This window comes from Stenotrophomonas maltophilia, assembly GCF_001676385.1.
GTDB lineage: Bacteria > Pseudomonadota > Gammaproteobacteria > Xanthomonadales > Xanthomonadaceae > Stenotrophomonas > Stenotrophomonas maltophilia_J.
In genome coordinates, this window is record NZ_LYVJ01000008.1 from 113,308 (window position 1) to 129,089 (window position 15,782).

Genomic DNA, 15,782 nt, shown 5'->3' on the forward strand with positions numbered 1-15,782 from the left:
TTCAGTTCCGCGGTGTTCTTGATCCCATCTGGGGAAGAGCCCCCTTGTTGTTCAAGGGGGCGCGCCAAAGGCGCGGGGATAAGGAAACATGCGGGGGAATTGACCCTTCGGGTCAATTCCAGCTGAGGACGACCTTGCCGGCCTTGCCTTGTTCCATCAGGTCGAAGCCCTTCTGGAAGTCGTCGATCGGCAACTGGTGGGTCATCACCTTGCCGAGCGGGAAACCGGACAGCACCAGCTGGGTCATCTTGTACCAGGTCTCGTACATCTTGCGGCCGTAGATGCCCTGCACGGTCAGGCCCTTGAAGATGATCTTGTCCCAGTCGCAGCCGGCGCCCTTGGGCATGATGCCGAGCATGGCGATCTTGCCGCCGTGGTACATGCAGTCGAGCATGTCGTTGAACGCACGCGGGTTGCCGCTCATTTCCAGGCCTACGTCGAAGCCTTCCATGTGCAGTTCCTTCATCACGTCCTTCAGCGACTGGTTGGCTACGTTGACCACGCGGGTGGCGCCCATGTCGGCGGCCAGCTTCAGGCGGAAGTCGTTGACGTCGGTCACCACCACGTTGCGCGCACCGATGTGCTTGCAGATGCCGGCGGCGATGATGCCGATCGGGCCGGCACCGGTGATCAGCACGTCCTCGCCGATCACGTCGAATTCCAGCGCGCAGTGCGCGGCGTTGCCGTAGGGGTCGAAGAACGCGGCCAGCTCCGACGGGATCTGGTCAGGGATCGGCCACAGGTTGCTGGCCGGCATCACCATGTATTCGGCGAAGGCGCCGTTGACGTTGACGCCGATGCCGACGGTGTTAGGGCACAGGTGCGGGCGGCCGCCACGGCAGTTGCGGCAATGGCCGCAGACGATATGGCCTTCGGCCGAGACGCGCTGGCCGATCTCATAGCCGGTCACTGCCGAGCCGAGCGCGGCGATGCGGCCGACGAACTCGTGGCCAATGGTCAGGCCCGGCTTGATGGTGCGCTGGCTCCACTCGTCCCACAGGTAGATGTGCAGGTCGGTACCGCAGATCGCGGTCTTCTCCAGCTTGATCAGGACCTCGTTCGGGCCCGGGGTCGGAACCGGAACTTCTTCCAGCCAGATGCCCTTGGCCGCTTCGCGCTTGACCAGGGCCTTCATCGTTTGCTGCGCCATCGGGGTGGAACTCATCAGGGGGAAAGCGCGGATTATAGGACGCCGCGTGGATTTCCAATGTTGCGCTGCGGGTGCAGTGGCGGAACGAAAGGCGTGCGCCGACGGGCGTTTCGAACGTGCTGCAAACAGCAGCGCCGCTTCGCTCGCCGGGCATGGCTCGGCGCTACCGTCCGAGGCCAGGGGACTGTGGGGAGGCGAGAGGCCAGGCCGATGCAGGACCGTGAGCGCCATGGATGGCGCGACCGAGCCCCCATGGATGGGTTTACGGCGTGTCCTGCATCGGCCTGGCCTCTCCCCTCTGACCGATCGCAATGGAAACGCTGAACGGTGGAAGCACCTGATTGCATGACTTCCGGGGTTCGGGCCGGGGCAGGGCGGCGGGCTACAATCGAGGGTTCCACTACCAGGGGCCGCTCCATGCGCTCGAACCTGCTTGCATTCTCCATCGTCGCCAGCCTCGGGCTGGCCCAGGCCGCCCATGCCGCTGAAGGCATGTGGGTGCCACAGCAGCTGCCGGAAATCGCCGGCCCGCTGCAGAAGGCCGGCCTGAAGCTGTCGCCGGAGCAGCTGTCCAATCTCACCGGCGACCCGATGGGCGCCGTCGTCGCCCTCGGCGGCTGCACCGCCAGCTTCGTTTCGCCGCAGGGCCTGGTGGTCACCAACCACCACTGCGCGTATGGCGCCATCCAGCTGAATTCGACCGCGGAGAAGAACCTGATCAAGGACGGCTTCAACGCCCCGAAGCCCAGCGATGAACTGAGCGCCGGGCCGAATGCCCGCGTCTTCGTGCTCGACCAGATCACCGACGTCACCGCCCAGGCCAAGGCCGCCATCGCCGCAGCTGGCAACGACCCACTGGCGCGCAGCCGCGCGCTGGACGCCTTCGACAAGGCCCAGGTCGCCGCCTGTGAAGCCGAGGAAGGCTTCCGCTGCCGCCTGTACACCTTCTCCGGCGGCAATACCTACCGCCTGTTCCGCAACATGGAAATCAAGGACGTGCGCCTGGTCTACGCGCCCCCGGGCAGCGTCGGCAAGTACGGTGGCGACGTCGACAACTGGATGTGGCCGCGCCACACCGGCGACTTCTCGTTCTACCGCGCCTACGTCGGCAAGGATGGCAAGCCGGCTGCATTCTCGGCCGACAACGTGCCGTACCAGCCCAGGCATTTCCTGAAATTCACCGACCAGCCGCTGGGCGCGGGTGACTTCGTGATGGTGGCCGGCTACCCGGGCCGCACCAACCGCTACGCACTGGCCGGCGAATTCAATGAAACCGCCAGCTGGACCTATCCAACCATCGCCAGGCACTACAACGCGGTGCTGAAGATGATCGACGAGGCCGGCAAGGCCGACGCCGACATCAAGGTAAAGTACGCCGCCACTGCCGCCAGCATGAACAACGTGGCCAAGAACTACGCCGGCCAGCTGGAGGGCTTCAAGCGCATCGACGCGGCGGGCCAGAAGCAGGCTGAAGAAGCCGCCGTACTGGCCTGGCTGAAGAAGCAGGGCGCCGCTGGCAAGCCGGCGCTGGCCGCGCACGCACAGCTGGTCAAGCATCTGGACGCCAGCAAGGCCACCCGCGAGCGCGACCTGTTCGTCGGCCAGTTCAACAACACCGCAACGGTCGGTGCGGCCATCGCCCTGTACCGCCTGTCGATCGAGCGCACCAAGCCGGATGCCGAGCGCGAGGTGGGCTACCAGGACCGCGACCTGCCGACCATCGAAGGCAGCGTGCGGCAGATGGAGCGTCGCTACGTGCCCAGGATGGACCAGCAGTTCCAGGCCTACTGGCTGGACCAGTACGTGGCCCTGCCGGCCGCGCAGCGCAACAATGAAGTGCTCAACACCTGGCTGGGCGGCAGCGATGCCAATGCGGTCAAGGCGCTGGTGAGCAAGCTGTCGGGCACCGAGCTGGGCAGCCTGGATGCGCGCCTGAAGTGGTTCAAGGCGGACCGCGCGGCATTCGAAGCCAGCACCGACCCGGCCATCCAGTACGCAGTGGCGATCATGCCGTCGCTGCTGAAGCAGGAAGAGCAGAAGAAGATCCGCGAAGGCGAATCGCTGACGGCTCGCCCGCTGTACCTGCAGGCACTGGCCGACTACAAGAAGAGCCAGGGCGAATTCGTGTATCCGGATGCCAACCTGTCGCTGCGCATCACCTTCGGCAACGTGATGGGCTATGAGCCCAAGGACGGCGTGGCCTACACCCCGTTCACCACGCTGGAGGGCATCGTCGCCAAGGACACCGGCGTCGATCCGTTCGACGCGCCCAAGGCCCTGCTCGATGCAGTCAAGGCCAAGCGTTACGGTGGCCTGGAGGACAAGCGCATTGGTTCGGTGCCGGTGAACTTCCTGTCCAACCTGGACATCACCGGCGGCAACTCGGGTTCGCCGGTACTGGACGCCAACGGCAAGCTGGTCGGGCTGGCATTCGATGGCAACTGGGAATCGGTCAGCTCCAACTGGGTGTTCGATCCGGTGATGACCCGCATATCGCGGTCGACAGCCGCTACATGCAGTGGGTCATGCAGGAAGTGGCGCCGGCCCCGGAGCTGCTGAAGGAACTGAATCTGGCCAACTGAGGGTCGCTGTCCCGGGCGGTTCATCCACGCATGGCGTGGTCTACTGCTTGTAGCGGACACGGTGGTGCCGGCCGCTGGCCGGCAACCTTGACCCAATGGCCGGAAAACCTGAAACCCCGCGACGCAGGTCGCGGGGTTTTTTCATGGCCGCCCGGCCGGGTGCGCCGAACAGGTATCATCCCTGTTCCGCGGACTTCACAGGATGTGAACGAAACGCGGAGACCTCCTCCCCCCAGGACCCCTTGCACGCATGCGCATCCTGCTTGCCCGTCACGGCGAAACGCCGTGGAACGCCGAAGGCCGCTACCAGGGCCAGATCGACATCCCGCTTTCGCCGATTGGCGAAGCCCAGGCCCAGGCCCTTGGCGCCCGCCTGGCTTCGGTGGACATTACCCGTGCCGTTGCTTCGCCGCTGTCGCGCGCGCAGCGCACCGCGCAGCTGGCGCTCGGCGCCGCCCGTGCCGGGATGCTGCTGACCGAACCGGAGTTGCAGGAGATCGCCCACGGAGAGTGGGAAGGACTGCTGGCCAGCGAGATCCATGAGAAGGATCCGTCGCGCCTGCAGGCCTGGCGCGAGGAGCCGGATACCGTACTGATGCCCGGCGGCGAATCGCTGCGCCTGGTGCTGGAGCGCAGCTGGCGGGGTTTGGCGCGCGCCGCCGAGGGCCTCGGCGAGCACGACACCCTGCTGGTGGTCGCCCACGATGCGGTCAACCGCGTGATCCTGTGCAGGGTGCTGGGCCTGCCACTGTCGCGGCTGTGGACCTTCCGGCAGGCACCGACCACGCTCAACCTGCTCGAAGGCGGCGACCTGGACAGCCTGGAAGTGGTGCGCCTGAACGACTGCGCCCACCACACGCCGTTCTTCGGCGAAGCCAAGCACCGCGCGCTCTGAACCATTCCTTCGCATCAACTGCTTCTGCTGGAACCCCGCCGTGACGAACACCCCGACCACTCTGGCCGACTGGCTGGACTACATCGAACGCCAGCACCCGGCGACCATCGACATGGGCCTGGAGCGCGTGCGCACCGTGGCCACGGCGATGGGCCTGGGTGCCCCGGCCAGGCGCACCATCGTGGTCGGTGGCACCAACGGCAAGGGTTCCACGGTGGCGTTCATCGAGGCCATCGCACGCGCCGCCGGCTGGAAGGTGGGCGCCTATACCTCACCGCACCTGCTGCGCTACAACGAGCGCGTGCGCATTGATGGCCAGGAGGCGGACGATGCCGCGCTGGTGGCGGCGTTCAACGCCGTCGAGGCCGCGCGTGGCGGGATCACCCTGACCTATTTCGAGTACGGCACGCTGGCCGCGCTGCAGCTGTTCGCCGGCGCCGGGCTGGACCTGGCGGTGCTGGAAGTGGGCCTGGGCGGCCGCCTGGATGCAGTCAACATCGTCGACGCGGACGTGGCGGTGATCACCACCGTGGACGTCGACCACGCCGAGTGGCTGGGCGAGGACCGCGAAGCAATCGGTGCCGAGAAGGCCGGCATCATCCGCGGCTGGAAGCCGGTGATCCTGGGCGAGACCGATCCGCCCTCGAGCGTGCTGCGCCGTGCCTACCTGGTCGGTGCGAACGCGATCCGTGGCGGCAGCGACTATTTCTACGAGCCGATCGATGCCCAGCGCTGGCGCTGGCGGGATGTCGGCCTGCGCATGGAACTGCCGACCCCGGCCCTGGCCGGCCCGATCCAGCTGGCCAACGCCGGTGCCGCCATTGCCGCGCTGCGCGCACTGGACAGGCCGGTTCCCCGCGCGGCGTGGGCGGCCGGTATCGCGGCCGCCCGTATCGCCGGCCGCCTGCAGGCGTTCGAGCGCAACGGTGTGCAGATCCGCGTCGATGTCGGCCATAACCCGCAGGCGGCCGCCCAGCTGGCGCGCTCGCTGAAGGCCGAGGTGTCTCCGGGCCGCACGCTGGCGGTGTACGCCGCGTTGCAGGACAAGGACGCAGTGGGGGTGGTGCAGGCACTGCAGGACGTGGTGGGCGAGTGGACCCTGGCCGGGCTGGACGGCCCGCGCGGGCAGAGCGCCGCCCAGCTGCAGGCGCGCCTGGCCGGCACTGCTGCCGCTACGGCGCAGCTGGCCGACGGCGTCGAGCAGGCGCTGACGCAGGTGCTGGCGCAGGCCGAGCGGGGCGACCGGGTGCTGGTGTTCGGCTCCTTCCATACCGCGGCCGCGGCCCTGCGCTGGCTGCAGGATGGCCCCTGATCCGCGTTCAGCCAATGCCGACGCCGGCCGGTCCGGCACCCGTATAATCGACGGCAATCTCCGGACAGTTGCCTGCCTCACGTGGATACGCCCCTGAAACAGCGTCTGATTGGTGCCATCGTGCTGGTGGCACTGGCCGTGATTTTCCTGCCGATGCTGGTCAAGGGCCCCGCCCCGGACAGTGGTGTCGCCGACGTGCCGATCGCGGCCCCGCAGGCTCCGGCCAACGGCCAGTTCGAAACCCGTGAACTGCCGCTGGTCGCGCCGGCCGGTGGTGCCACCGGCCTGCAGGCCGGCCAGGTCAAGCCGGTGCAGGACGCCGCTGCGCCGGCCACGCCCCCGGCGGTGGATACCTCCCCGGCAGTAGCCGCCGGCAATTACGCAGTCACGTTCGGCGCCTATGGCAGCAAGGCCGATGCCGATGCAGTGATCGCCTACCTGCAGCGATCGCAGCTGCCGGGCTTTGCCGAGGCCACCACCCTCAACGGTCGCCAGGCATGGCGCGTGCGCGTGGGACCCTATGCCGATCGGGCCCTGGCCGAGGCGGCGCGGCTGCAGGCGGTGAAGATCCGTTCTGACGTGAAGGCCGAAGTGATCACCCTGGACGCGGCCACGGGCGGCGCTGCCCCGGTTGCCGCCGCGCCAACGCCGGCGGTGCCGGGCGCGAGTACTGCGTCTGCGGCCACCGCACCGTCGGCCAATGGCAATCCGGTGCGCAGTGAAAGCCTGCCGCCGAGCGCGCCAACGGCCGCTGCGGCGCCGGCAACCAAGCCGGAACCGCCGAAGCCGGCGCCCAGGCCCGAGGCTCCGAAGCCTCAGCCGAGGCCGGATGCGACCGCCAGCAAGCCGGCGACGGCCCCGGCGGCCCCGGCGGCCAGCGGCGTCGGCTTTGCGGTGCAGCTGGGCGCATTCGGCCAGGCCAGTGATGCCGCTGCCCTGCGCGACAAGGTCCGCGCGGCCGGATTCAGCGCCTTCGTCGAGCAGGTGCGTACCGACAAGGGCACTCTGCATCGTGTCCGCGTCGGGCCGGTCGCCAACCGTGCCGATGCCGAGCAGTTGAAGGCGCAGGTCGCGGCCAAGGTCGGCGTGGCCGGCATGGTCCGCCCCCACCCATGACCCACGCGCAGGCCCGTTGCCAGCGCTGCCCAAGGAGCAGGGCACCATGATCGACGTGGTATTGCTGATTGTGATCGCTGCCTCGACCCTGCTGGGGATGCTGCGCGGCTTCGTGGGGATCGTCATCGGCACCCTGTCGTGGTTGCTGGCGGCATGGGCGTCTTTCGCCTTTGGCAACGATGCTGCCCGTTGGTGGGCGGCCCCGGCGGCCCCCGGCGGCGAGCACTTTGTCGGCGGCTACCTGGGCGTTGGCATCGGCGTGATGATCGTGGTCGCCGTGATCGGCATGATCATCAAGGCGATGGTCCATCGCAGCATGCTGACCAGCCTGGACCGCCTGCTGGGCGGAGTGCTGGGCGTTGTGCGCGGTGGCCTGATCGCGGCGATCCTGCTGCTGCTGGCAGGCTTCACCCCGCTGACCGCCGAGCCTTCCTGGCAGCGTTCGGCGGTCCGTCCGGTGCTGAACCCGGCCGTGGCCTGGATGAACAGCAAACTGCCGCACTGGCGGATGCCCGGCGCCGACATGCTGCCCAAGGCCTTGCCGACAGACGCACTGTCCCCATCTTTGCTGGGAGACCTGGGAAAGAGCGCCGGTGCCGGGTTGGGCAAGCCGCGTGAGGCAGGCGATAATGGGATCCTCAACCAGGTAGTGGCAGGCAGCGGATGGCTGCGGCCTGCGAAAGCGGAACAGGGCGACGCCTACGATCCGGCCGAAGTTCGCCCGGATGCCCCTGCACTACCAGGCAGTATCGAGCCGGGTGACCCGGCCAATGTCGACCGCAGCCGCGGCGACCCTCGCGGCCAGGTACGGCCACCTTCCTTGTAACTGGGCACAGCCCAGCGGAGACCTCGCACCATGTGTGGCATCGTCGGAATCGTCGGCAACCAGAACGTCGCCGGGCAGTTGTATGACGGCTTGACCGTTCTCCAGCACCGCGGCCAGGACGCGGCGGGTATCGCCACCGCCAGTGGCAGCCGCCTGCGCGTGCAGAAGGCCACCGGGCTGGTCCGCGACGTATTCGATGCCCGCACCATGTCCACCCTGGAAGGCAGCGTCGGCATCGCGCACGTGCGTTACCCGACCGCCGGTTCGGAAGGCATGGACGAGGCCCAGCCGTTCTACGTGAATTCGCCCTACGGCATCGCATTGGCCCACAACGGCAACCTGATCAACACCGAGGCGCTGCGCCAGCAGGTGTTCGAGCAGGACCGCCGCAACGTCAACACCGACTCAGACAGCGAAGTGCTGCTGAACGTCTTTGCCTTCGAACTGGACGCGCAACGCCAGCTCAGCCCGGAGGCCGCGATCCGCGCGGTGGCCGGCGTGCATCGCCGTTGCAAGGGGGGCTATGCCGTGGTCAGCGTGGTGCTGGGGCTTGGCCTGGTCGCGTTCCGCGATCCGCACGGCATCCGCCCGCTGGTGCTGGGCAAGCGCACTCATGTGGAGGGTGACGAGTACATCGTCGCCTCCGAGTCCGCGGCGCTGGATGTGCTGGGTTTCCAGCGCGTGCGCGACGTGCAGCCTGGCGAAGCGCTGGTGATCACCGCGCGTGGCGAACTGTTCTCGGAGATCTGCGCCGAGCCGGCCGAGCACACCCCGTGCATCTTCGAATATGTGTACTTCGCGCGCCCCGATTCGATGATCGACAACGTCTCGGTGCACAAGGCGCGCATGCGCATGGGCATCAAGCTCGGCGAGAAGATCCTGCGCCTGCGCCCGGACCATGACATCGACACCATCATTCCGATCCCGGATACCTCGCGCGACGCCGCGCTGGAGATCTCCAACGTGCTCGGGGTGAAGTACCGCGAAGGCTTCATCAAGAACCGCTACATCGGTCGCACCTTCATCATGCCGGGCCAGGGCGAGCGGGTGAAGTCGGTGCGCCGCAAGCTCAATCCGATCCACCTGGAGTTCCGTAACCGGGTGGTGCTGCTGGTGGACGACTCGATCGTGCGCGGCACGACCAGCCAGCAGATCGTGCAGATGGCCCGCGATGCGGGCGCGCGCAAGGTGTACCTGGCCAGTGCCGCGCCGCCGGTGCGTTTCCCGAACATCTACGGCATCGACATGCCGGCGGCCGAAGAACTGGTCGCGCATAACCGCACCGTGGAAGAGATCGAAGCCCATCTGGGCTGCGACTGGCTGATCTACCAGGATCTGGAGGACATGGAAGCCGCGGTGAGCGAGGGCAATCCGGCGCTGCGCAGCTTCGATTCGTCCTGCTTCAACGGCCACTACCCGACCGGCATCGAGCCGGGCTACTTCGAGCGCATCCAGCAGCTGCGTTCGGATGACGCCAAGCACAAGCGCCGCGCCTGAGGTCCACCGGGGTGGATGTGCCTGACGTTGGTGGCGACCTGCTGCGCGCAGCGCAGCAGTGCCTGGCCGAGGCCGATCCGTTGCGCAAGGTTGCGCTGACCCAGGCCCATGCCGCTGCCTTCCGCGCGGGTCGCCTGAAGGTTGCGGCCGACGCGCCACCGCCGCAGCCGATCCGCATGCCGGGGCGGCCGGCACGACTGGCGCTTGTGCATCCGCGCGACGTCCCGCGGCGTGGACTGGGCGGCGAGGAAGGACGCGCCGCTTTCATCCACGCCATCGCCCATATCGAGCTCAACGCGATCGACCTGGCCTGGGATGCGGTGTACCGCTTCCGCGGGTTGCCGCCAGCCTTCCACGCCGATTGGGTCAGCTGTGCCGACGACGAATCCCGGCACTTCATGCTGCTGCGGGCGCGACTGCAGGCGCACGGCCATGATTACGCCGATTTCCCCGCGCACAACGGCCTGTGGGAGATGTGCGAGAGAACCGCGCATGATGGCTTGGCACGGATGGCGCTGGTTCCACGCGTGCTGGAAGCCCGCGGCCTGGATGTGACCCCGGGCATGATCGAGAAGCTGCGCAATGTCGGCGATGATGAGACCGCCGACGTGCTGGACGTGATCCTGCGCGAGGAAGTGGCGCATGTGGCCGCCGGCTCGCGCTGGTACCGCTGGTACTGTGACCGTGCCGGCGTAGAGCCGCGCGCGCGGTTCAAGGAGCTGCTGGTGGAGTACGCCGGAGGCTATCTGCACGGCCCGTTCAACATTGAAGCGCGCCTGCTGGCCGGCTTCGATGCGGATGAGCTCGCCAGCCTGGTCGAGCAGGCCGGCTGAGAAAAAGGGGACGGAGGGGATTAAGTCGTTTGTGCCACAAGCGACTTAATCCCCTCCGTCCCCTTTTTTCATGCGTTCGGGAGCACCACGCGCCTGCCATCCGCCGTTGGCCGGTTGATGTAGAACAGCCCGGGGCCTGGTCGATACGGCAGCTCGCTGACGCCGGCGTCGGCGGCATAGGTCAGCGCGGTGTCGCCCAGCGCGTCGAAATTCCAATGCGCCGACTGCATCAGGTAGCGCCGCCGCAACAGCGCCTCCTGCGACTGGGTCAGCGCCTGTCCCGCCACCAGCCGCCGGGCGATCGGCTGCAGGGCCGATGGCAGTTCCCAGCCCGGTACATCGGCGGCATGGGCGCGCCAGCGCACGCCGGCGTTGATCGCATGCTGCTGCATCACCTGCAGCGGGATCAACTGGTAACGCCAGTCGATGTGCCGCCGCAGTACCACGGCGGCCGTCACGTACAGCACCGGCGACAGCAGCACGCTGCGGCTGCCGGCACGGCGCTGCTGTTGCCATTGATGCCAGACGTCCACCCAGATTTCCTTTTCATCCGCGCCCAGCTGCTGCCGCCAGCGCTCGGCATCGGCCCGAGTTTCAGCGTAGGCGGTGGTGGCCTGGAGCATCGCCAGCGGTGGCACCCCGTAGTCGGCGATGGCCGGGCGGCGCAGCTGCTGCCGCCGCGGGCGGCTGAGCAGCTTGGGACCTTCCTCCAACTGGTTGTAGCCGCCGCCGATGTTGGCGTGCACGCCGGGCAGTGCGATTTCGGTGAACGGCGGCGCCACGCTGGTCAGCGGATAGTGCTCGCGGTGCTCGTCGCGCGCGACCAGCTGCACGACGTGCCCGGCGATGCCACGGCGCATGGCCAGCTGTGGCTGCTCATCGGCGCGCCCGCCACTGATCGAGACCACGGTGTCGAACAGGCCGATGAAGCGCACCAGCGGCAGGGCAGGGGCAAAGTCCGCCGTGCAGGCCAGGCCGGATGCCAGCAGCAGCTGTCGCCATCGCGTGCTGTCCCAGCCCTGCAGCTGGTTGGCGATATCCCTTGCGGCCGCAGCGCCGCGCGAATAGCCGAACAGATCCAGCTGCACGCTGCGCAGCGGTTGCCGCCAGCGCGTGGCCAGTTCGGCCAGCGCGGCCGGCAGCAGTACCTGCAGCGCGCGTTGCACCTTCGCGTGCACACCGCTGGCACCGATGCCGAAGGCCAGTCCGATCAGATCATCATCGGCACCGTCACGGGTGCCCACGCCTTCCACGTAGATCGACAGTGCGGGCGTGGCCATCGTATCGCGGCGGCTGTCTGCATACGCCTGCTGCAGGCGCGCGATGTTGGTCAGGCCATTGTCATAGCTGCTGGTCAACCGGCTCTGGTAGGTCGAATCATCATCGGCGCGCAGCAGGGCCGGGCGCGGCTGCGGCGGTTGCGGGCGACCGCGGGCCAGGTTGTGTGCGTTGTTGCGGGTGCCGTCGAAGAACAGGCCGATCCGCAGCAAGCCGACATCTTCGTCCGTGTCCTGCGGTGGTGCCATGTGCATTCCCCGTCGTTGCCGCGTCAGGATGACGCGAAAGCGGTGTGTTGGCGAAGTGTAATGACGCTTTTTACCTGACTGAACGTAGCTGCGGTCGATCACAAATCCCAACTTTCATTCTGATCGCCTATTGAATTCACACGACCTGCGCAGGCCATATTGCCAAACCCGGCAAACCGGGTCGTGCTGCATCAACGCTGTTCACATCATTCAAGGAGCGACGCAATGTTGTCCAGATCGATTGGCAAAGCGGCAGGTGGCCTGGTGTTGGGTTTGTCGGTGGCAACCGCCGCGCAGGCGGCACCGTTGTTTGAACCTGTGACGATCATCAGCCGCGCCTCTGCAGGCAGTGAGCCGGCGTTGGGCAGGCTGCTGGCGGCACCGTCCACTGCGGCAGTGCAGGAAGTGCGTGTCGATGCGGCAGCCACTGCACAGCCGCAGCTGGAATTCGAGCTGCTCGGCCGGCGGGTGCAGGCAGTGCGCAGCAGGGTCGAGGCGCTGCCTGATGGTGGCAGCATCTGGTACGGCCAGTTCCGCTCGCCCTCGGACAGGCTGACCGCCACCACCTCCAGTGGCCAGGATGATCCGGCCAATTCGTTGATCCTGGTGCGGTCGGGCAACACCCTCACCGGTTCGATCCGCAAGGACGGCAAGCTCTACCGGCTACGCCCGCTCGGCAACCGCCACGTGCTGGTCGAGGTGGACGAATCACGGATGCCGGCCGACCATCCTGCCGACTACAACCAGCTGCCGAAGATCCCGGTGGCGGGAGACGATCGCATCGGAACCGCCCAGGCGTCTTCCGGCACGCCCGCTACCATCCGAGTACTGGTGGTCGCAACCAATGCCGCGGTGACGGCCTACGGCGGCAACATGCAGTCGCTGGTGCAGCTGGCGGTGGCCGAGTCCAACCAGGGCTACACCAACAGCAATGTTGGCCTGACGCTGCAGCTGGCCGGTTACGAGACCACCAGCTACAGCGAATCGGGCAATTTCAGTACCGATCTGTCGCGTTTCCGGGGCACCAGCGACGGCTACATGGACAGCATCCACACCAGCCGCAACAGCACCGCAGCCGATGTCGGCGTGCTCCTGATCAACAACAGCGGCTACTGTGGCCTGGCTTCGGGCATCGGCTCAACGGCCTCCACGGCGTTCGCGGCGGTCTACTGGGACTGCGCGACCGGGTACTACTCCTTCGCCCACGAGATCGGCCACCTGCAGAGTGCGCGGCATGACATCGCCACCGACTCGAGCACCTCGCCCTATGCGTACGGCCATGGCTACCGTTATGAACCGGCCAGCGGCACTGGATGGCGCACGATCATGGCCTACAACTGCACCCGCAGTTGCCCGCGCCTGAACTACTGGTCCAATCCCAACATCAGCTACAACGGCATCCCGATGGGGAATGCCAGTACCGCTGACAACCAGCGCGTGCTGGTCAACACCAAGCACACGATCGCCGCGTTCCGTTGATCCCGCGGCATCCGCGGCCGCGATGCGCGGCCGCGGATCTCAACCCGGCATCATCACGCGCGGGGAAGCGTTTCCAGCGACCAGCCGTTGGCGTCGACTCGCAGCACGGACCCCTGTTCGTACCAGTCGCCCAGCACGATGCGGGTACAGCCGCGGCCACCGGCCTGCAGGGTGTGGATCGCCGGGCGGTGGGTATGGCCGTGGATCATGGTATCCACGCCGTGGCGCACGAAGGTCGCATCGACTTCGGCCGGGGCCACGTCGGTGACGGTCTCGAACTGGGCCCGGTCGCCCTGTTTCATTTCCGACTGGCGGGCCTGGCTGGCTTCGCGCGCCTTCTGCGCGAACGCGATGCGTGCGGCCAGCGGCTGCGACAGGAACTGCGCCTGGAACGCCGGGTCGCGTGTCTGCGCGCGGAACTGCTGGTAGGGAATGTCGTCGGTGCACAACAGGTCGCCGTGCTGCAGCAGCACCGGGCGGCCATACAGTTCGATCACGCAGGGGTCAGGCAGGATGCGCAGCCCGGCGCGGCGCGCATAGTCTTCACCGAGGAGGAAGTCGCGGTTGCCGCGGATGAAGTACACCGGCACGCCGCTGCCGGACAGTACCTTCAGCGCATCGGCCACTGCATCGGCGGCGGGCGACGGGGTATCGTCACCGATCCAGGCCTCGAACAGGTCGCCGAGGATGTACAGCGCATCGGCGCCGGGCGCCTGCTCGCGCAGGAAGCGCAGGAACAGGTCGGTGATCTCCGGACGGCTGGGGTCCAGGTGCAGGTCTGAAATGAACAGCGTGGTCATGGCCGCATTCTAGGCCATCAACGATGGCGGTAGCGCCGTCGGCATGATGGGGTCAGATCCCTTTCCCGAAGGAAAGGATCTTGGCCCCGGGGCTACACCGGCAGCGGCAGCCAGGCCAGGCTCGCCGACGCCAGCAGGGCGGCGATGCCGGTGGCGGCCAGTACATCGCTGGGATAATGCAGGCCGAGCACGACACGCGACAGCGCGACGCCCAGCGTGAAAGGCACCAGCAGCGGTGCCAGCCACGGATAGTAGGCCAGCGCCACGATGGTGAACGACACCGCGTGCAACGTGTGGCCGGAGGGGAAGCTGAACTCGTCCAGCGGTGCGACCCAGGCGCGGATGCGCAGATCGGCTGCATACGGCCGCGGCCGCCGGGTCCAGCGCTTGAGGCCCTTGTACAGCAGCAGGGCCGCAAGGCCGGTAGCCGCCATGTGCACCGAGGCGCGCAGGCCATCAAAGCCGTCGAGCACGACCAGGGCACCCATCAGTACGTACCAGAGCACGCCATCACCCAGCCGGCTGATGGCCGCGAACACGCGGCGCACGCGACGGCGGCGGCAGTAGTGATTCGCGCGGCGGCACAACCGGGCTTCGCGCCCGGACAGCAGTTCAAGCGGCGTGGTGCGCATGGCCGCTCCTCCGCGACTGCGCCAGTTCGGCCAGCAGCGCATCGAACTCAGCCACCACCTGCTGTGGATGCAGGCGCTTCATTGCTCGAGCGGCATTGCTGCCCAGTGCGCGGCGCTGCGCGTCATCGGCGGCCAGCTGCACGGCCGCTTCGATGAACTGCTCGTCGCTGTCCACCGCCGCGCCGTTCTCGCCATTGCGGAGGTACTCGCGGGCCGCGCCGTAATCGAAGGCGACGGTGGCCACGCCGCTGGCCATGCTTTCCAGGGTCACGTTGCCGAAGGTCTCGCTGCGGCTGGGGAACAGGAACAGGTCGCCGCTGGCGAAGTGCCGGGCAAGCGCATCGCCGCGCTGGATGCCGCAGAAAATGAAATCGGGATTTTCGTGGGCCAGCTTGTCACGAGCCGGGCCATCGCCGACCCAGACGAAGCGTGCCTTCGGCCGGATCTGCTGCAACCGGCGGAACGCCTTCACTGCCAGCCCAAGGTTCTTTTCCGCAGCGATGCGGCCAACGTAGATCGCCACCAGTCCGTTGCCATCCACGCCCCATTCCTCGCGCAGCACCGGATCGCGCCGGCCCGGGTCGAACTGCTGGCTGTCAACGGCCCGCGCCAGCAGGCGCACGCGTTCGAATCCCTGGTCGCCAAGGAACTGCTGCAGCTCGCGGGTTGGCACCAGGGTTGCATCGGCCTGGTTGTGGAAGCGGCGCATCCAGCGCATCGCGGCCGCCTGCAGCCAGGCCACGCCGTAGTCGGGCAGGTATTCGTCGAAGCGGGTGTGGAAGCCGCTTGCCACCGGGATGCCAAGGCGGTGCGCGGTGCGTAGCGCCGACCAGCCCAGCGGGCCTTCGGTAGCGACGTAAACCGCATCCGGGCGCTGCTGTTGCCAGTGGCGGCCGAGCCGGATCGGAGCGGGCAGGCCGAAGCGCAGGCCGGGATAACGTGGCAACGCGGCGCCCGGAACCAGCAGGGTCCCTTGGCCCGGATCCAGTCCTTCGCTGGCCTGGCGTGGCCGGATGAGGTCGACGTCATGGCCGCACGCACGCAGTCCCTGTTCCAACCCCTGCACAGTGAGGGCGACGCCGTTCACTTCCGGCGGATAGGTCTCGGTGACGATGGCATAGCGCATGGCGGGCC

At 67.5% G+C, this 15,782-nt stretch carries 12 protein-coding genes and 1 pseudogene; 8 read left to right on the top strand and 5 right to left on the bottom strand.

The annotated features are described in order from the left end of the window. Positions 1-112 precede the first annotated feature (112 nt). Positions 113-1,135, bottom strand: coding sequence for an L-threonine 3-dehydrogenase (gene tdh / locus A9K58_RS11820; protein WP_065199636.1), 1,023 nt, complete (start codon positions 1,133-1,135; stop codon positions 113-115). Positions 1,136-1,567: 432 nt separating this feature from the next. Between tdh and A9K58_RS11825 the strand changes: the two are divergent. The 7 genes and pseudogenes from A9K58_RS11825 (at position 1,568) to A9K58_RS11855 (ending at position 10,211) form a co-directional block, all read left to right on the top strand. After that, a pseudogene (locus tag A9K58_RS11825) lies at positions 1,568-3,732 on the top strand (S46 family peptidase). Positions 3,733-3,982: 250 nt separating this feature from the next. Next, complete coding sequence (locus A9K58_RS11830) at positions 3,983-4,627, top strand: histidine phosphatase family protein (RefSeq protein WP_065199535.1); 645 nt, start codon at positions 3,983-3,985, stop codon at positions 4,625-4,627. 40 nt (positions 4,628-4,667) lie between these two features. Further along, complete coding sequence (gene folC / locus A9K58_RS11835) at positions 4,668-5,939, top strand: bifunctional tetrahydrofolate synthase/dihydrofolate synthase (protein WP_065199536.1); 1,272 nt, start codon at positions 4,668-4,670, stop codon at positions 5,937-5,939. A gap of 81 nt (positions 5,940-6,020) precedes the next feature. Then, positions 6,021-7,055 carry an SPOR domain-containing protein gene (locus tag A9K58_RS11840; RefSeq protein WP_065199537.1) on the top strand — a complete coding sequence of 345 codons (1,035 nt, stop codon included), beginning with the start codon at positions 6,021-6,023 and terminating at the stop codon, positions 7,053-7,055. Between the two features lie 46 nt (positions 7,056-7,101). Beyond that, complete coding sequence (locus tag A9K58_RS11845) at positions 7,102-7,881, top strand: CvpA family protein (RefSeq protein WP_065199538.1); 780 nt, start codon at positions 7,102-7,104, stop codon at positions 7,879-7,881. A gap of 30 nt (positions 7,882-7,911) precedes the next feature. Continuing rightward, entirely contained in the window at positions 7,912-9,378 is a 1,467-nt protein-coding gene (purF, locus tag A9K58_RS11850) for an amidophosphoribosyltransferase (RefSeq protein ID WP_065199539.1), read from the top strand. Between the two features lie 11 nt (positions 9,379-9,389). Beyond that, a complete protein-coding gene (locus A9K58_RS11855; protein ID WP_065199540.1) occupies positions 9,390-10,211 on the top strand; it encodes a ferritin-like domain-containing protein in 822 nt (273 codons plus the stop codon). Positions 10,212-10,279: 68 nt separating this feature from the next. Here A9K58_RS11855 and A9K58_RS11860 read toward each other — a convergent pair whose 3' ends face one another. Next, on the bottom strand, positions 10,280-11,737 hold the full coding sequence (locus tag A9K58_RS11860; RefSeq protein WP_065199541.1) for a phospholipase effector Tle1 domain-containing protein: 1,458 nt from the start codon (positions 11,735-11,737) through the stop codon (positions 10,280-10,282). 225 nt (positions 11,738-11,962) lie between these two features. On the opposite strand from A9K58_RS11860, the gene A9K58_RS11865 reads away from it, so the two are divergent. Next, positions 11,963-13,216 carry a zinc-dependent metalloprotease gene (locus A9K58_RS11865; RefSeq protein WP_065199542.1) on the top strand — a complete coding sequence of 418 codons (1,254 nt, stop codon included), beginning with the start codon at positions 11,963-11,965 and terminating at the stop codon, positions 13,214-13,216. 53 nt (positions 13,217-13,269) lie between these two features. Here the strand turns inward: A9K58_RS11865 and lpxH are convergent, their stop codons facing one another. From lpxH to A9K58_RS11880, 3 genes are all read right to left on the bottom strand, one after another. Continuing rightward, a complete protein-coding gene (gene lpxH, locus A9K58_RS11870; RefSeq protein ID WP_065199543.1) occupies positions 13,270-14,016 on the bottom strand; it encodes a UDP-2,3-diacylglucosamine diphosphatase in 747 nt (248 codons plus the stop codon). A gap of 92 nt (positions 14,017-14,108) precedes the next feature. Beyond that, entirely contained in the window at positions 14,109-14,648 is a 540-nt protein-coding gene (locus A9K58_RS11875; RefSeq protein WP_065199544.1) for a phosphatase PAP2 family protein, read from the bottom strand. Beyond that, positions 14,629-15,774 carry a glycosyltransferase family 4 protein gene (locus tag A9K58_RS11880; RefSeq protein ID WP_065199545.1) on the bottom strand — a complete coding sequence of 382 codons (1,146 nt, stop codon included), beginning with the start codon at positions 15,772-15,774 and terminating at the stop codon, positions 14,629-14,631. Before A9K58_RS11880 ends, A9K58_RS11875 begins: the two co-directional genes overlap by 20 nt. Between the last annotated feature and the right edge of the window lie 8 nt (positions 15,775-15,782).